Origin of the sequence: Lacticaseibacillus sp. 53-4 (assembly GCF_016861805.1) — a bacterium.
GTDB lineage: Bacteria > Bacillota > Bacilli > Lactobacillales > Lactobacillaceae > Lacticaseibacillus.
In genome coordinates, this window is record NZ_BOLT01000038.1 from 1 (window position 1) to 14,155 (window position 14,155).

The 14,155-nt window shown below is 44.0% G+C and carries 13 protein-coding genes and 1 pseudogene; 6 read left to right on the top strand and 8 right to left on the bottom strand.

Annotated features, from left to right (window positions below; genetic code table 11):
- Nucleotides 1-212: 212 nt before the first annotated feature.
- Nucleotides 213-2,384 (bottom strand): class 1b ribonucleoside-diphosphate reductase subunit alpha, encoded by a 2,172-nt coding sequence (gene nrdE / locus JUF21_RS10690; protein WP_203664534.1) that lies wholly within the window; start codon nt 2,382-2,384, stop codon nt 213-215.
- Nucleotides 2,385-2,555: 171 nt separating this feature from the next.
- On the opposite strand from nrdE, the gene nrdF reads away from it, so the two are divergent.
- Together nrdF and JUF21_RS10700 are read left to right on the top strand one after the other, a co-directional pair.
- Complete coding sequence (gene nrdF / locus JUF21_RS10695; protein WP_194498943.1) at nt 2,556-3,545, top strand: class 1b ribonucleoside-diphosphate reductase subunit beta; 990 nt, start codon at nt 2,556-2,558, stop codon at nt 3,543-3,545.
- Nucleotides 3,542-4,027 carry a class Ib ribonucleoside-diphosphate reductase assembly flavoprotein NrdI gene (locus tag JUF21_RS10700; protein WP_203664536.1) on the top strand — a complete coding sequence of 162 codons (486 nt, stop codon included), beginning with the start codon at nt 3,542-3,544 and terminating at the stop codon, nt 4,025-4,027. Before nrdF ends, JUF21_RS10700 begins: the two co-directional genes overlap by 4 nt.
- A gap of 573 nt (nt 4,028-4,600) precedes the next feature.
- Here the strand turns inward: JUF21_RS10700 and JUF21_RS10705 are convergent.
- The 3 genes and pseudogenes from JUF21_RS10705 to JUF21_RS12150 all read right to left on the bottom strand — a co-directional run.
- The gene (locus JUF21_RS10705; protein ID WP_203664538.1) at nt 4,601-5,449 is read right to left on the bottom strand and encodes an IS3 family transposase; all 849 of its coding nucleotides are present in this window, start codon (nt 5,447-5,449) and stop codon (nt 4,601-4,603) included.
- 11 nt (nt 5,450-5,460) lie between these two features.
- Nucleotides 5,461-5,640, bottom strand: a complete 180-nt coding sequence (locus tag JUF21_RS12145; RefSeq protein WP_239061453.1) for a hypothetical protein — start codon at nt 5,638-5,640, stop codon at nt 5,461-5,463.
- A gap of 15 nt (nt 5,641-5,655) precedes the next feature.
- Nucleotides 5,656-5,790: pseudogene (locus JUF21_RS12150) on the bottom strand (helix-turn-helix domain-containing protein); the annotation flags it as partial.
- Between the two features lie 290 nt (nt 5,791-6,080).
- Between JUF21_RS12150 and JUF21_RS10715 the strand changes: the two are divergent.
- From JUF21_RS10715 to JUF21_RS10730, 4 genes are all read left to right on the top strand, one after another.
- Complete coding sequence (locus JUF21_RS10715) at nt 6,081-6,323, top strand: type II toxin-antitoxin system RelB/DinJ family antitoxin (protein WP_016363783.1); 243 nt, start codon at nt 6,081-6,083, stop codon at nt 6,321-6,323.
- Entirely contained in the window at nt 6,316-6,597 is a 282-nt protein-coding gene (locus JUF21_RS10720) for a type II toxin-antitoxin system YafQ family toxin (RefSeq protein WP_003573774.1), read from the top strand. The genes JUF21_RS10715 and JUF21_RS10720 overlap by 8 nt, the downstream gene beginning before the upstream one ends.
- A 171-nt stretch (nt 6,598-6,768) precedes the next feature.
- The gene (locus JUF21_RS10725; RefSeq protein ID WP_123030368.1) at nt 6,769-7,092 is read left to right on the top strand and encodes a hypothetical protein; all 324 of its coding nucleotides are present in this window, start codon (nt 6,769-6,771) and stop codon (nt 7,090-7,092) included.
- On the top strand, nt 7,082-7,369 hold the full coding sequence (locus JUF21_RS10730; protein WP_054719993.1) for a type II toxin-antitoxin system RelE/ParE family toxin: 288 nt from the start codon (nt 7,082-7,084) through the stop codon (nt 7,367-7,369). Before JUF21_RS10725 ends, JUF21_RS10730 begins: the two co-directional genes overlap by 11 nt.
- 20 nt (nt 7,370-7,389) lie before the next feature.
- Here JUF21_RS10730 and tnpB read toward each other — a convergent pair whose 3' ends face one another.
- The 4 genes from tnpB to pulA form a co-directional block, all read right to left on the bottom strand.
- The gene (tnpB, locus tag JUF21_RS12155) at nt 7,390-7,680 is read right to left on the bottom strand and encodes an IS66 family insertion sequence element accessory protein TnpB (protein WP_203664559.1); all 291 of its coding nucleotides are present in this window, start codon (nt 7,678-7,680) and stop codon (nt 7,390-7,392) included.
- A complete protein-coding gene (locus tag JUF21_RS10740; protein ID WP_203664561.1) occupies nt 7,667-7,849 on the bottom strand; it encodes a hypothetical protein in 183 nt (60 codons plus the stop codon). Before JUF21_RS10740 ends, tnpB begins: the two co-directional genes overlap by 14 nt.
- A gap of 244 nt (nt 7,850-8,093) precedes the next feature.
- Nucleotides 8,094-11,414 (bottom strand): KxYKxGKxW signal peptide domain-containing protein, encoded by a 3,321-nt coding sequence (locus tag JUF21_RS10745; protein ID WP_203664568.1) that lies wholly within the window; start codon nt 11,412-11,414, stop codon nt 8,094-8,096.
- A 40-nt stretch (nt 11,415-11,454) separates the two neighbouring features.
- Nucleotides 11,455-13,812 carry a type I pullulanase gene (gene pulA / locus JUF21_RS10750; RefSeq protein ID WP_203664575.1) on the bottom strand — a complete coding sequence of 786 codons (2,358 nt, stop codon included), beginning with the start codon at nt 13,810-13,812 and terminating at the stop codon, nt 11,455-11,457.
- Between the last annotated feature and the right edge of the window lie 343 nt (nt 13,813-14,155).

The following is a 14,155-nucleotide window of genomic DNA, read 5'->3' on the forward strand; positions in this document are numbered from 1 at the left end:
ACCGATGCATGGCGTAACAGCCTAGACCACTATCAAGAATTCGTTATCATCGTTGCACTTGACTTGAAAATTGAGGCGAATTTATAAAAGCATTACCGAGTAGCCTGGCCAGGCTACTCGGTAATGCTCAATGAAGTGGAAACTAGTAATATATCGTGCCATAACCGTTTGACATCAATGGTTACGGTCTATTTGATACTTTCAACCTTTAGTTAGATACTGCAACTTTCGCAAGCGTTAGCGCCGATTTCCGAGTCATCATCAGTGAAGGTGCGGATGTAGTAAATCGACTTGATGCCTTTCGCATGGGCGTAGTTGCGTAAAATGTTGAGATCCCGGGTGGTCATTTTGTTCGTGCGGCCATCTTTCCAAGGGTACGTGCCAACTGGAATCGTGGAGCGCATGAAGAAAGTCATGGACATCCCTTGATCGACGTGTTGTTGAGCCGCCGCGTAAACGTCGACCACTTTGCACATGTTGGTGTCATAGGCAGATTGGTAATAGGGCAATGTGTCATTGGCTAAGCCAGAAGCTGGGTAGTAAATCGTGCCGATGGTTTTTTCTTGGCGGTCTTCGATGCGGTTGACGATCGGGTGCAAGCTGGAACTTGTGTCGTTGATATAAGAAATCGAACCGTTTGGTGCCACTGCCATGCGGTTTTGATGGTATAACCCATCTTTCATCACGGCAGCTTTAAGGTCAGCCCAGTCTTGCTTAGTGGGGATATGAATGTTTTTGAATTGTTCGGCAACGGAATCGAATTTGATCGACCAGTCTTGATTCAAATACTTATCGAAGTAGCTACCGTCGGCGTACTTGGAAGCTTCAAAGTTATGAAACACCACGCCGCGTTCACGCGCAATTTGGTTGGAGGCTTTTAAGCTGTAGTAGTTCAGCAACAAGAAGTATTGGTTGGTGAAGTCCAATGATTCAGGACTGCCGTAGTGCATATGATGCTTGGCAAAATAGGTGTGCAAGCCCATCGCGCCTAAGCCGATGGAGTGCGCCAAGTCGTTACCATTTTGCACCGATGGCACCACGTCGATGGCCGAGTGGTCGGTGACGTAGGTCAAAGCACGCACCATCGCATCGACGGATTTTTCAAAGTCTGGACTTTGCATCAAGTTCGGGATGTTGGTGGAGCCGAGGTTACACGAGACATCTGTGCCTAACACATCATATTCTTGGCGGTTGTTCAACACGCTTGGCGTTTGCACTTGCATGATTTCAGAGCACAAGTTGGACATGATGATCTTGCCGGCAATTGGCGAAGCATTGTTGGCAGTATCCACGTTCATGATGTAAGGATAGCCGGATTCTTGTTGTAGCTTGGAGATTTCGGTTTCCAAGTCGCGGGCACGGATCTTTTTCTTGGTGATGTTCGGGTTAGCTACCAAGTTGTCATATTCTTTGGTGATGTCGATGTAAGAGAAAGGCTGACCATATTCGCGTTCCACAGAATATGGCGAGAATAAGTACATATCAGCGTCGGCTTTGACCAAATCGTAGAACTTATCTGGCACGATCACGCCGAGGCTTAAGGTCTTCAAGCGATACTTTTCATCGGCATTTTCTTTTTTCGCCCCTAAAAAGGCGATGATGTCAGGATGGAACACGTTCAAATACACCACACCGGCGCCTTGGCGTTGGCCGAGTTGGTTGGAATATGAGAAGGAATCTTCCAATAACTTCATCACCGGTAAAACGCCAGAAGCTGCGCCTTCAATGCCTTTGATCGGGGCGCCGCCTTCACGCAAGTTGGAAAGCGTGATCCCAACGCCACCGCCGATGCGAGACAGTTCCAATGCGGAGTTGATGGCCCGGCCGATCGCGTTCATGTCATCGGACACTTGCAATAAGAAACAAGAAACTAATTCACCACGGCGCGCGCGACCAGCGTTTAAAAACGATGGGGTGGCTGGTTGGTAGCGTTGGTGGATCATTTCATCGGCTAAGCTTTGGGCAAGGTTTTCGTCACCGCCAGCGAAGAATAAGGCGTTGGCAAATACGCGGTCTTCAAACGATTCCAAGTAATGGTCGTTGTCGTCAGTTTTTAACGCGTATTGGGCGTAGAACTTGTAGGCGGCCATAAAGGATTGGAAGTGGAAGTCTTGCGCGGCTAAATAATCGCGGAGTTGTTCCATGAATCCAAGCGAATACTTGCTTAAAAAGTCGGCTTCATAATAGTTGTGGTCAACTAAATAGCCCAAGCGGTCTTTAAGACTGTCGAAAGTTAAGGTATTGGGATCGACATTTTCTTTGAAGAAAGCAGCCAAGGCTTCTTTGTCTTTGGCCAATGGGATCTGCCCATCCACCGGAATATTAATTTCATTATTGAGTTTGAAATACGTCACTTGTTCTGGATCGATGGCTTTGAGGCCCATGGCGAACGCTCCTTTGTTTTTTAGCATTGAGAATAATGCTATGGTACTGTATATTGTGGTTACGGTCAAACCGCAAACAACATCTTGCAGTTTTTGGCTTGTGCGTAGCTGTGGTAAAATTTACGCGCAACTGACATTTTAACGTCAATTCAGAGAGGATGCACATCAACTATGGAAAATTATCAGGCGATCAACTGGGACCGCGTTTCAGACGCTGTCGACAAAGCAACTTGGGAAAAATTAACGGAGCAGTTCTGGCTGGATACCCGCGTGCCGGTGTCAAATGATATGGACGACTGGCGCGAACTAGACGATACTCATCAATGGGTGGTCGGGCATGTTTTCGGTGGCTTGACCTTATTGGACACGGTGCAAAGCCAAGACGGCATGCGCGCGCTGACCACTGGTGCCATCACCCCGCATGAAAAAGCAGTCTTGAACAACATCCAATTCATGGAATCAGTCCATGCTAAGTCTTACTCCACCATTTTCTCCACGTTGAACACCCAACCGGAAATCGATGAAATTTTCCAATGGTCCGACTCTGAAGAATACTTGCAAAACAAAGCCAAGTGGATCGTAGATTTGTATCGCAACGACCCAGATCCCTTGCATAAAAAAGTCGCCAATGTCTTCTTGGAAACTTGCTTATTCTACTCAGGTTTCTACACGCCACTGTATTATTTAGGCAATAACAAGCTCAACAACGTCGCTGAAATCATTAAGTTGATCTTGCGGGATGAATCCGTGCATGGTACTTACATCGGCTATAAATATCAAATCGCTTATAACCAATTGTCCGACGCTGAAAAGCAAAAACAAGACGACTGGGCTTACGACTTGTTGTACAAGCTTTACGCCAACGAAGAAAAATATGCCGCCCTTTGCTACGATCAAGTCGGCTGGACCAAAGAAGTCATGACTTTTGTGGAATATAACGCCAACAAAGCCTTGATGAACCTGGGCAAAGACAGCATGTTCTCAACCACGGCATCTGACGTGAACCCGATCATCATGAACGGGATCAACACCACCACGTCCAACCACGACTTCTTCTCCCAAGTCGGCAACGGCTACTTGTTAGGTCAAGTGGAAGCGATGAGTGATGATGATTACAACATTGACGTCATCTCTGACCCAACTGCGGGGGACGACAAATGATCAATTTATTTTATGTTTCGATTTCTGGTAATACCCGCGCGTTTGTGAAGCGCCTATGTGCCTATGCAGAGCAACAACACGCAAAAAACGCTGACGCTTATCAAATCAACGCTGTAGAATACTCTGAATCTGTGGATGTCAGAATTATGGATCAACCGTTTTTTGCGATGGTACCGACTTATTTAGATGGAGGAGACGGCATCAACAACGGGTACAAAGAAGTGATGACCCTGGACTTTCGCGATGAACTCGATGCCGCCAATACCGAGAACTTGCTTGGGATCGTCGGCTCTGGTAATCGCAACTTCAATGCCCAATTTGGCTTGACGGCCAAGCACTATGCCCGCCGCTTCAATTCGCCTGTGATCGGCTTGTTTGAATTACGCGGTAATGACGAAGAAGCCGCCAAGATCTACACGGCTTTAACCAACTATCAAAAAGATTTCGAGCAACGTGGCGTCAAGCGCGCGTTGACCCACTAGCATATCATGATCAACCAAGCCGAGATATTAATTGTCTCGGCTTTTATCATGCAAATGTTGTCTGGTAGCGTAAATCTTTCATACCGTCATCAGGCGCCAGTGGCCTAGCTCCGTTTCAGTGCTTTGAAATTGGGGCTCCAGCTGGCTCGCCGCTGCATAGTGAGGGTCCTCGGCCGAGCTAACTTTAAATATTCGCTTCGCTCATATTAAAAGTGGATCTCGACCTGCGGCTTTCCGTAGGCGGTGCCCGTTAAAGGCATGGAAATCTCACTATGCATTGACGGCCAGCTTCCGTCCCAATTTCAAAGCACTTTCACTTCGCTAGACTACCGACACCTGATAGCTACGTTGCCGGACAGCGTCATGGCGTAGATGAGAATTTTCTTGCCAAAAACTTATTTAAAGAAAGTACTTGACCGCCTTTGGTTGTTTCGTTAGGCTGGAAGTACTCGTGTATTATTGGGAGGCTGCTGAAAAACTAAATTGCTGAATTTTGTTTCACCACTTAAACACATGAATAGCCCTAAAAGTGAGTGAAGTGCAATAGAAAAGTTAGACAATTTAGATTTTGAATTAAGCAATCATGGTTTGTTCCCGGTACTCAACTGGGGTCAAGCCATTTTTGTTTCTCGAAATTCTGACATTGTTAAACCAATCCACGTAACCGTTCACCAGCTTGCTCAGATCTGAGAGCGTGTTGATCTGATACCGATTCAAGCACTCACGTTTTAGGAGGTTGAAGAAGCTTTCGATGGGCGCATTATCGTGACAGTTACCTTTACGAGACATGCTCTGTGTAATGTTCATAGCCTTGAGACGTTGCTGGTAGTCCGCCATTTGATATTGCCACCCTTGATCAGAGTGAAGAGTTGGTTTGATGCCTTCTTTAAGGTGATGCTCTAATTCATCAAGTGACGCTTGAATCAAAGCCTTATTGGGAGAAGCACTGACAATAGCCGCGATCACTTCACGGCTAGCTTCATCTGTGATTGAAGAGATATAGCCCCATTCGCCGTTGTACAGCCGTACCTGGGTCACATCAGTATGGAACACTGTGAGTGGTTGTGTGGTCTCAAACTTCTGATTCAAGATGTTAGGCGCAATGAGACCAACGTGACCTTTGTAGGAGTGATATTTGGAAGTATGTTTAGAGTAAATCAGACATTTCAATCCCATATCACTCATTAGACGTCTAATTGTTTCCTCGGCGTAGTGGTAGCCGACTTTGTCTGCTTCATCGTGAATTCGACGATACCCATAAGTCTCTTTCGAACCGAAAAAACACTTCTTGATGAAGGCTTTGACCTCGGCATACTTATCAGGCTTCTTATCACGCCTAAGCCGGTCGTAATAAGTCGCTCGAGGTAAGTGGAGGGACTTAAGCAGCTCATTGAGATCGTATTGCGACCTTAACGAAGTCACGATGCCAGCCTTTACTTTCGTAGAGAGTGCTTCGGTGAATTCTTCGTCAGGGTCGCGAGTGCTTTTAAAATATCACAGTCCAATTCAGCTTCGTGCAGCTTGCTTTTAAGCTCGAGAATTTCTTGCTTATACTTCTCCTCTTGCGTTGGCTCGAGCTTCTTGATTGGTTTGATTTGCTTGTGCTTACCCATAGGCGGCCTTCCTTTACGCTGCGCACGTACGCCGGTAACTCTTTGGTCCTTTACGATACGAATCCAAGAGTTGACTTGGCTGGGAGAGATACCGAAATGCGCGGCAGCTTGAACTCTGCTTACTTGAGGTGTATGCACATACTCTACCACAGTAATTTTAAAGGTCTGCGAATACGTAGCCTTGTTGTGTTTGACCTTCAAAGACTCGATACCGTTTGAGAGACGATTTATTCATTATACCCTCTCTTAAAAGTTGTCTCAGGAATCAGCTTACATCCAAATTTAAAAGGTATCGCATTTTTAGACTCGTTAGGGTGTATCCGTTCGGACGAACTTTCCTGAATTGACAATCAACCCAAGCGTGTGGGAGTACCCTAATTTGTAGAAAAACGCTTGTTTTTATGGTACCAAATGGTACCATAAAGCTAGAGGTGATTTTTATGACTAGCCAAGTACATTTCAGAATGAGCGAAAAAGAAAAAAAGGACTTCGAGATTGTCCTAAGTCGTGTGGGGTTAACTCCCGGGGAAGCTTTTCGTATCTTTGCCAAGAAATCCATTGAAGCCGGAGGAATTCCCTTTGAGGTCTCTCAGCCAAACACACGTTTAAAAAAGGCTATTAGGAGTCAAGATTACGTTGAATTTAACGATCCTGAGGAAGGACTGGATTGGTTAAATGAATAAATTTGTTTATAAACCAGCCTTTGAACGTCAATTTAAAAAACATTACAAGACGATTTTAAAAGGGGGGCGCTATAAAAAAGAAGATTTTGAAGCTGTTTATCATAAACTATTACGAGATGAACCGTTAGATCCGCATTATAATGATCACGCTTTGGTTAATCGTAAACCAGAGCGTGATTTACATATCAAGCCGGATTGGTTATTAATTTACAAATATGATGGTGAGTTTGTGCGCTTTATCGACACGGGTTCGCATTCAGATCTTTTTAATTGAATTTGCATTTGAATCATCGCCAACGTAAGACCTGCATAGTTCAACATTAATATCACATTAGGGTGTACCCAAATGGAACATATATTGGGACGTTAAAACAAGTAATTACTCTGTACAAACGAAGAAAAGCGTCCTATAATATAATTACAGGATAATTATAGGAGGAAAACCATGCAAACTAAAACAAGAAAACAAGGCAACTCGCTCACACTGACGGTTCCAAAGGAGTACAATATTGCGCCAGGACGGAAGGTTGTCCCCGAACTAAGAGCCAATGGAATCTTTTACCGGTTCGTGGATAATGAAGATGATTTCCTCGATTTTTCTACTGATATTCTCAAGTCTTTAGTATCTCAAGGATTATCTGGTGATGAATTAGTCAGCGAGTTTAATCGGCAAAAGCACGCCATTTCAGAATCGTTAAAGAATTTAGCCACAGATGATGACACGTCGTCCCTTTCTCGTAAAGAGTTGGAGGAAGAAATTGGCCTGTGATATTCAACTCAAGAATGCGGTTATACGCTACCTAAAGAAAATTAAAGAGAGGAAGCTTAAAGAAAGATTCGTTGATCTGATCTATACGACTATTGCAGATGATCCAGAATCTGGTGACGCGAAAACTGGCGACCTCTCAGGAATATACACCATGGGGTTTAGGTATCAAAAGACTGAGTACCGCGTTGCATATATGATCAGTCCTCCAACAACAGTCATTGTGCTGTTGGCTGGATCCCATGAGGATTTCTATACTTCATTGAAAAGGCAGTTGTAATGTATTCGCGCATTTTAGAATCAAGTTAGCCACTGTCTCAAAATTTTTTGGACTTCGTTCTGGGTTGCTGGCCACTGGATCCGACCGTCTTCAATGCGCTTGTAAAGCAGTACGAATCCATCGCCAGCCCAATAGAGTGCCTTGAAGCGATCCTTTCGGGTTCCGCAGAACAGAAAGAGCGCCCGACTGTATGGGTCTAGCTCGTACTCTTCCTGTAGCACGCTACTTAGTCCATCGATTCCGCGACGCAAGTCGGTTCGGCCGCAGATCAAGTAAATGCCGCTTAGCTTACGAATATCAATGAGCATCATTGAACACGGCTTTCATCAATGCATCCAGGATGTACCCTTGGATGTGGTTATAGACAACAACGGTCTTGTTGCTACCGATTTTGATCTGTAGCGCCTTGGTCGATGGATTCAAATCGGGGCGGCGATGCTCCTCGTCAAGTTTGATTCTGACAATATCTGGTTTATCCATAAAAACACCTCACCATTCTTCATGATGAGGTAAGGGTACTGCTGGGGCGCTGCCTTTTACATACGGTCAGTTATTGGGTGCTTACTTTAGCACGGTATCCGATGGATGCCCTTTTTGCGTTCTACGAAAAAGGGGCCTACACCTACCATGTTGGAATTTCTCCAACACCGTAAAGTGTAGACCCATAAAAATAGACCATCTCTGATTGAGATGATCTAAGTTTAACCAATTAACTATGCGAACGTTACCCGCGCTTTCTCGCATCAAGCGCAAAGAGCGATGTCATTGCCATAACAACCAGCCCGATTACACCCAGATGATTAACTCTTTCCCCAGTGGCTGGAAGTTTTCTTTGACCATTATCTGTGTCTACTTTTTGTTTCTTTGTGACGTTGCTACTTAATTTTTTTGTCTTTGGCGCCAGAGACAGGTGAACTTCATACCCATTCCCGTCTGCATTGACCTTGAAGCGCCCCATCTTACCAACTTCCGGAACATTGTTGCTGACAAGGAGATACCCTTGTTTTAGATATTCAGCAATCATGGCCTCAACATCGTAGTTAAGCACAGCATCAGTCTTACCTGTTAACTTTTGCGTCTTCAAGATTTTACCTGTGTTCTGGTCAATATAGGTGATTATGACGTGTTGTGTGGTCGTATCATAATGCACAGTGATTGGAGCTGAATCAGCGTTCGGATCTGCAGTTGATCCTGTCACTGTTGGCGTCTTAGTATGATAGCCTTTGATTATTGGACTATCAACCGCCTTAAAGTTACCGTCACCAACCGGCGTCCATGGCCCATAAGCGACAATTTGCTTGGTCACATTGTCGTAAGTGGCCGTGCGTGTGAATTGCACTTCCTGCACGTTACTGTCGGAGGCCTTTTTACCATCATCCTTTTCGCCATAAACATAGTTTATGGTCTGGGTGACAGTTTTATTCAGCTGATCATGATAGGTCTTGTCAGTGGCAGGATCAGTTGGATCTAGCGTCGTTGTGTTACCTGAACCGGTGCCATCTTTCGGATTCGTTGTATTGCCTGAAGTGCCAATCCATTGTGCATAGAGAGTTACATTGCTACTAATCCCTGTGATAGCTTGTTTGTCGGTGTAAGAAATCCCGCTACCATCTGCCTTAGTGTTCCAGCCTTTGAAAGTTTTATCGCCATTTGTATAACTGTTGGTATCTAGTGTAATGTTACCATTGGTATCCGTTTTTTGGCTTGCCATCATGCCTGTGCCGCCGTTGGCATCGTAAGTAACTTTGCCGATAACATTTACAGTTTGACTGACAGGAATAGATACAACATTACCGTTAACATCTGTATAAGTATACTGCCACTGAACGGTATAGCTTCCTATTGGCAAGTCGGCACTCGACACTCCATCATTTTCATCTACTGTTCCGTAAGGAATTCCCTTGCTGTCCGTAATTTGGTTCACAGTTGTGAGATTGGCGCTATTGCCACCTGTCAGCGTAACATTTCCTGAATTTGGGCTATAAGTATAAGTAGTTGAACCATTGGAAATGATGTCCGTTTCTGTATTTGTGGCGGGTTGGGACACGACAACACCAGATTGTTCAACAGCTGACAGTCCTGTCACAGGGTCTGTATAGTCAAATGTTATACCGTAATTGCCAATATCTGTCGCTGAAAATATACCATCTCTCAGTGTAGAATTATTGCCTGATGGGTCTGTCAGTGAAATTGTCAAATCGCCATTTGCTAAGGCTGTTTTGATTTCATCAGTTCGCAAATTTTCATTGGCAGAGTTTTTCATGGTTAACCCTTGTGTGGTATCTACCGTTGAGCCAACATTCACATTACTTTGAGCAGGTACTGTGATGACGGGCTGCACTTGACCCGCAGAGAGCACCGTCACCGTTTGCATATCCCAACTCGGTTGCTCTGCGCCTGGGTAAGCCCATGTCACATAGTAAGTGCCACTAGTGCTGCCCGTTTCGTCAGCAGTTCCAGCAGGTGTCAGATTGTAAGTGCCGTCAGGATTTGCTGTCAGTGGCGTTTTACCGTCCACATCATAGATAGTTACTGACGGAAGCGCCTTGTCGTTTTCTGGGTCAGTAACGGTCACACCTTGTGTTTGTGGATTATATGTATAAATGCCTGTGCCATCTGCATTGACTGTCTTTTGAGCTTCAAAACTCTCGTCAGCATTTAACTTTGGCCCACCGACCACAGTAATGATTTGACTTGCTTTTTGTTCTGCCCCTGTACCATCAACATAAGAATAATTGATAGTGTAATCCCCCTCTACATCAGGGATAAATTGTGTCCCAGAAATCGCAGCTCCTGTGAAATCTGAACTATCAGGACCTGTGACAGAAATCGTAGCATTAGAGATGTTAATTGCCGAATTATTTGGATCAATCAATCTATAATAATTCTCAGCATCAACCGTGTTTCCAACAGCAATTTTTGTATCTGCATCAGTAACTGTCGTGAAACGAGCCGGCTGTGCAAGAACTTTACCGTCTACTGTCCCAGTCGCTCCAGTCCCATCAGTATAAATCACGGTATAGGTGCCAGCGCTAGGAAATGTGTAAGTGCCATCAGCGTTTGCTGTGATTGTCTGCGCTGTTGTAGAACCTGTAGGTGTCCAGCTAACAGACTGAATACTCGGTGTGACGCTACTGTTAGAGTCGCTGACATGACTTTTCATCGTGTTGCCATTTGCTGACAGGTCAATCGCTTGTCCTTGCGTCAAGTCCGGACCACTCGTTGTGGTAACTTTATTCGCGTTTTCAGCAGTGACTTGGATTGTGCTATTTGCTGACACAGTGCTCGTCGTTTTATCCAAATTTGTATAACTATAATTGTAAGTTAGCGTGTATTGACCAGGTATCTTTGGCGTGAAAGTATCTGCAGAAGCTGGCGTTGTCACGCCATTTGGGTCTGTGACCGTAACAGAGCTGATAGCACCAGAACCCATTTTTGATGAATCAGTGATTACTGCATTTGCACCGTTCAACGTGACAGGTGTTCCGACGATCCCTGACGTTGGTGCATTCGTTGGTGCAGATATCGTGGGTACCACAGATGTGGCATAACGCGTTCCTTGCTGATTGATGCCAATCTGAACTGAATGTCCTGCTGTCATCGACACCATAATATCTGCGCCACCTGCATTGAGCTTTTGTGCTGTACTCCAATTATTCGTTGTTGTAATGATAATACCCATACTCGAAGCACTCAGATTTGACAAGGTCACAGAATCCGCAGAGCCAACGGCAGAGCCAATGCTTAATGGGACGAACTGACTGTCATAAGCAGTATTTCCTGTCCCCCAAACATAAGCATAAAGTTTCTGTCCCGTATAAGCTGTTGATGGCCAAAAAGTAATTGTCGCATTTTGAGCAGACGTTGTGTCTGCATGAGCAACAAGAGTCGTGGATGTCCCAAAGAAGGTCGTAGGAACCGCAACACCAAGTCCCAAAACAGTGAGAGTCACTGCACCGTAAAGCCAAATTTTCCCCGATTTCCAAGCACGAAAATGTGTTTTTTTCATCTGAGAATGAAGCCGATTCATTCTACTGTATATCATGTTTTCTCCTTTTTGATTTGCATCAAATTTGATGTGTTTTTTATTTAGAAAGTTGGATAACGGTGACTGTCAAAGTTGACAGGGTGACAGAGCTATTCAAAACTTGATTAGCTGTTAAGCTACTATCGTCAGAAATTATAACAGTTTTACCTGTCAAATTTGACACCCCATAAAACTGACCACCTTGACCAATTTTGACCGAATGACCGCTAGCATTCAATATGACTAAATATTTGGTCGCACCCGATGTTAATTCTTCTGTGATCACTCCGTTTGACGCATTTGTGACATTTTCTACACCTTTACTGGTAGGAGTCCAAGCAATTTTGCTATAATCATCAGGCCAAAATTGCGGATTGGATTTTTTAAATTTCATCAAATTTCCAATAAAATTAACAGCATTTTGATTGTCCTTGACATTATCCCAATTAATGGCATTGACTACATCCCCCGCAACTACTGGGGTGTAGAGATTACTACCTGGCCAATAATTGCCATGGTAAGTACCATTACTATCCAAGCCAAAAAGTCCATTGTATGAATTTTTGGCAGTATCCCATGACGCAGAATACCATGCAGGTTTTTCCATACTACCCGATTGATAAGCCTGTGTCTGTGTAGGGGAGAGCGGCGTCAGATTTGACGGATTGACTAATTTGGACTGGTCAAACTCCTGTCCTGTTTCCATAAATGTCACACCGTTTGCAAGAATATTCGTGGCATTTGCGAGCGTCACTCGCGCTTGATGTGTCGCCACAGAATCATTCGGATCAGCTGACCAGAGTGAGTCATTTAAGGTGGAGCTATCATGACATTCAACATAATTGATAGACTGGCTTGGCGTCAAGAAAGCTTGCACTGTGCCATTTCCGTTCCAACCTCCAGAAGCCAAAAGTGCTCCTGCGACCGTTGTGGTACTTGCCGTATTTCCTGCTGCGAATCCACCTGCAGAACCTCCATTATTACTGATGGCGTCACGTTCACCAGGATTGAAAAAACCAATACCAGGAACATTTTTGTAATTATTGATAGACGTTTCAGGAATATTATTTGCATTAGAATCGCTCCAACCTTCGCCATACATGATAATATGTGGGTCAAGTGCTGTCAGTGCGGCACGCAGTTTATTCATAGTCGTGCTGTCTAAAAGTGTCATTTCATCAAAACGGAAGCCGTCAATATCATAATTTTTCGCCCAGTAAGTGACAGAGTCAATAATGTATTTACCAAACATTTCGTGGCTGCTCGCCGTATCATTGCCACACCCAGATTGCGTATTTTTGCGGAAATAATAGCCCGGCTCGGCTTTTTCAAAAGCGGATGCTGACTGACTATAGACGTGATTTAGAACCATATCCATTACCACGCCAATCCCATTTGTATGCAAGCCTTGTACCATTTCTTTCATTTCCTTAATACGTGTGACAGGATTGACAGAATTACTGGCATATTCGCCCTCTGGTACCATTTCATTTTGTGGGTCATATCCCCAGTTGAAGTTATTCGGCTGCGCAGTAGTACGGTTTCCCGCTTCGTTGACCGTCGCATACTGACTGGCTGGCATGAGTTGAATGTAGTTAAAGCCCTCGTTTTTCAGATAATCAAGTCCAGTCGCTGTACCTGTATTTGGATCAGTTGTTCCTGACTGAATCACTCCGAGAAACTTACCACGATTACCAGCCGAAACACCAGATGTTGATGAGCTTGTAAAATCACGAATATGTAGTTCGTCAACGATGGCTTGTGTTGGACTTGCTACCCGCCAAGTTGCAGACTTGCCTTGCGCAAGTGCCAGATTTGACGCGAGGTTTGCTGACGATTCGACAACTGAACGATTTCCACCTTGTGTCGTCGCAATAGAATAAGGATCATTGGTTGTATTGCTGACAGAACTCGTAGAAAGTGTTCCATAAGTTGACCCAGCATAATCACTAACGGTTCCGTCAGCAAAAGTTAGTTTGTAAGCATAAACCATGCCATTTTGATTGCCAGGAACGGTCAAAGTCCACACCCCAATCGTATTGGTTGCGTGATTAGTTGGTGTCGCTGATCTCCCGCGTGTCATTGCTTTCGCTGAGACCTGTGCCGCTGTCGGATTGGTATTCTTCCCATAACTTATCAGCTTCACGCTCGTCGCAGTTGGTGACCAGATTTTGAAAGTAGTACTGGTTGTTGAATAGTTAAATCCCAAATCTGTCCCTTCATAGGCCCATTTTTTATCAAAAGATGTAAAATCATTTTTTTGTGCGGCATTTTTCTCGTCAGACAGAGCTTGTGTAGCATATTCTGATGAAGATGTAGCAAAAACAATCTTTTTACCAGTTCCATTGGATAGCAATGTAAAACTGATAAGCAGTACGATTGGGAAAAGACAAATTATTAATTTTGTTTTTTTCATTATTTAGCTCTCCTTATTATATTTAGTTTATAACGATTTTATTTATTTTTAACAATATCTTTCAAAGCAATAAGATGAATGAATAAAAGGACTTTTTTCACAAAAAATGAAAGCGATTTCAATAATTACGTAAAAATTATATACCTTGCAGTATCATTTTGCAACCTCTCAGCAACACAAAAAAAATCTTTTTGTGCATTTTGTTTAAAAAAATTTCGCGCATTTTAGAATCAAGTTAGCCACTGTCTCAAAATTTTTTGGACAATAAAAAACATCAAGAACAGATATCCTGTATCATTGAAGTTCCTACACAAACAATGGAAGAGGATATTGTCTTGATGCA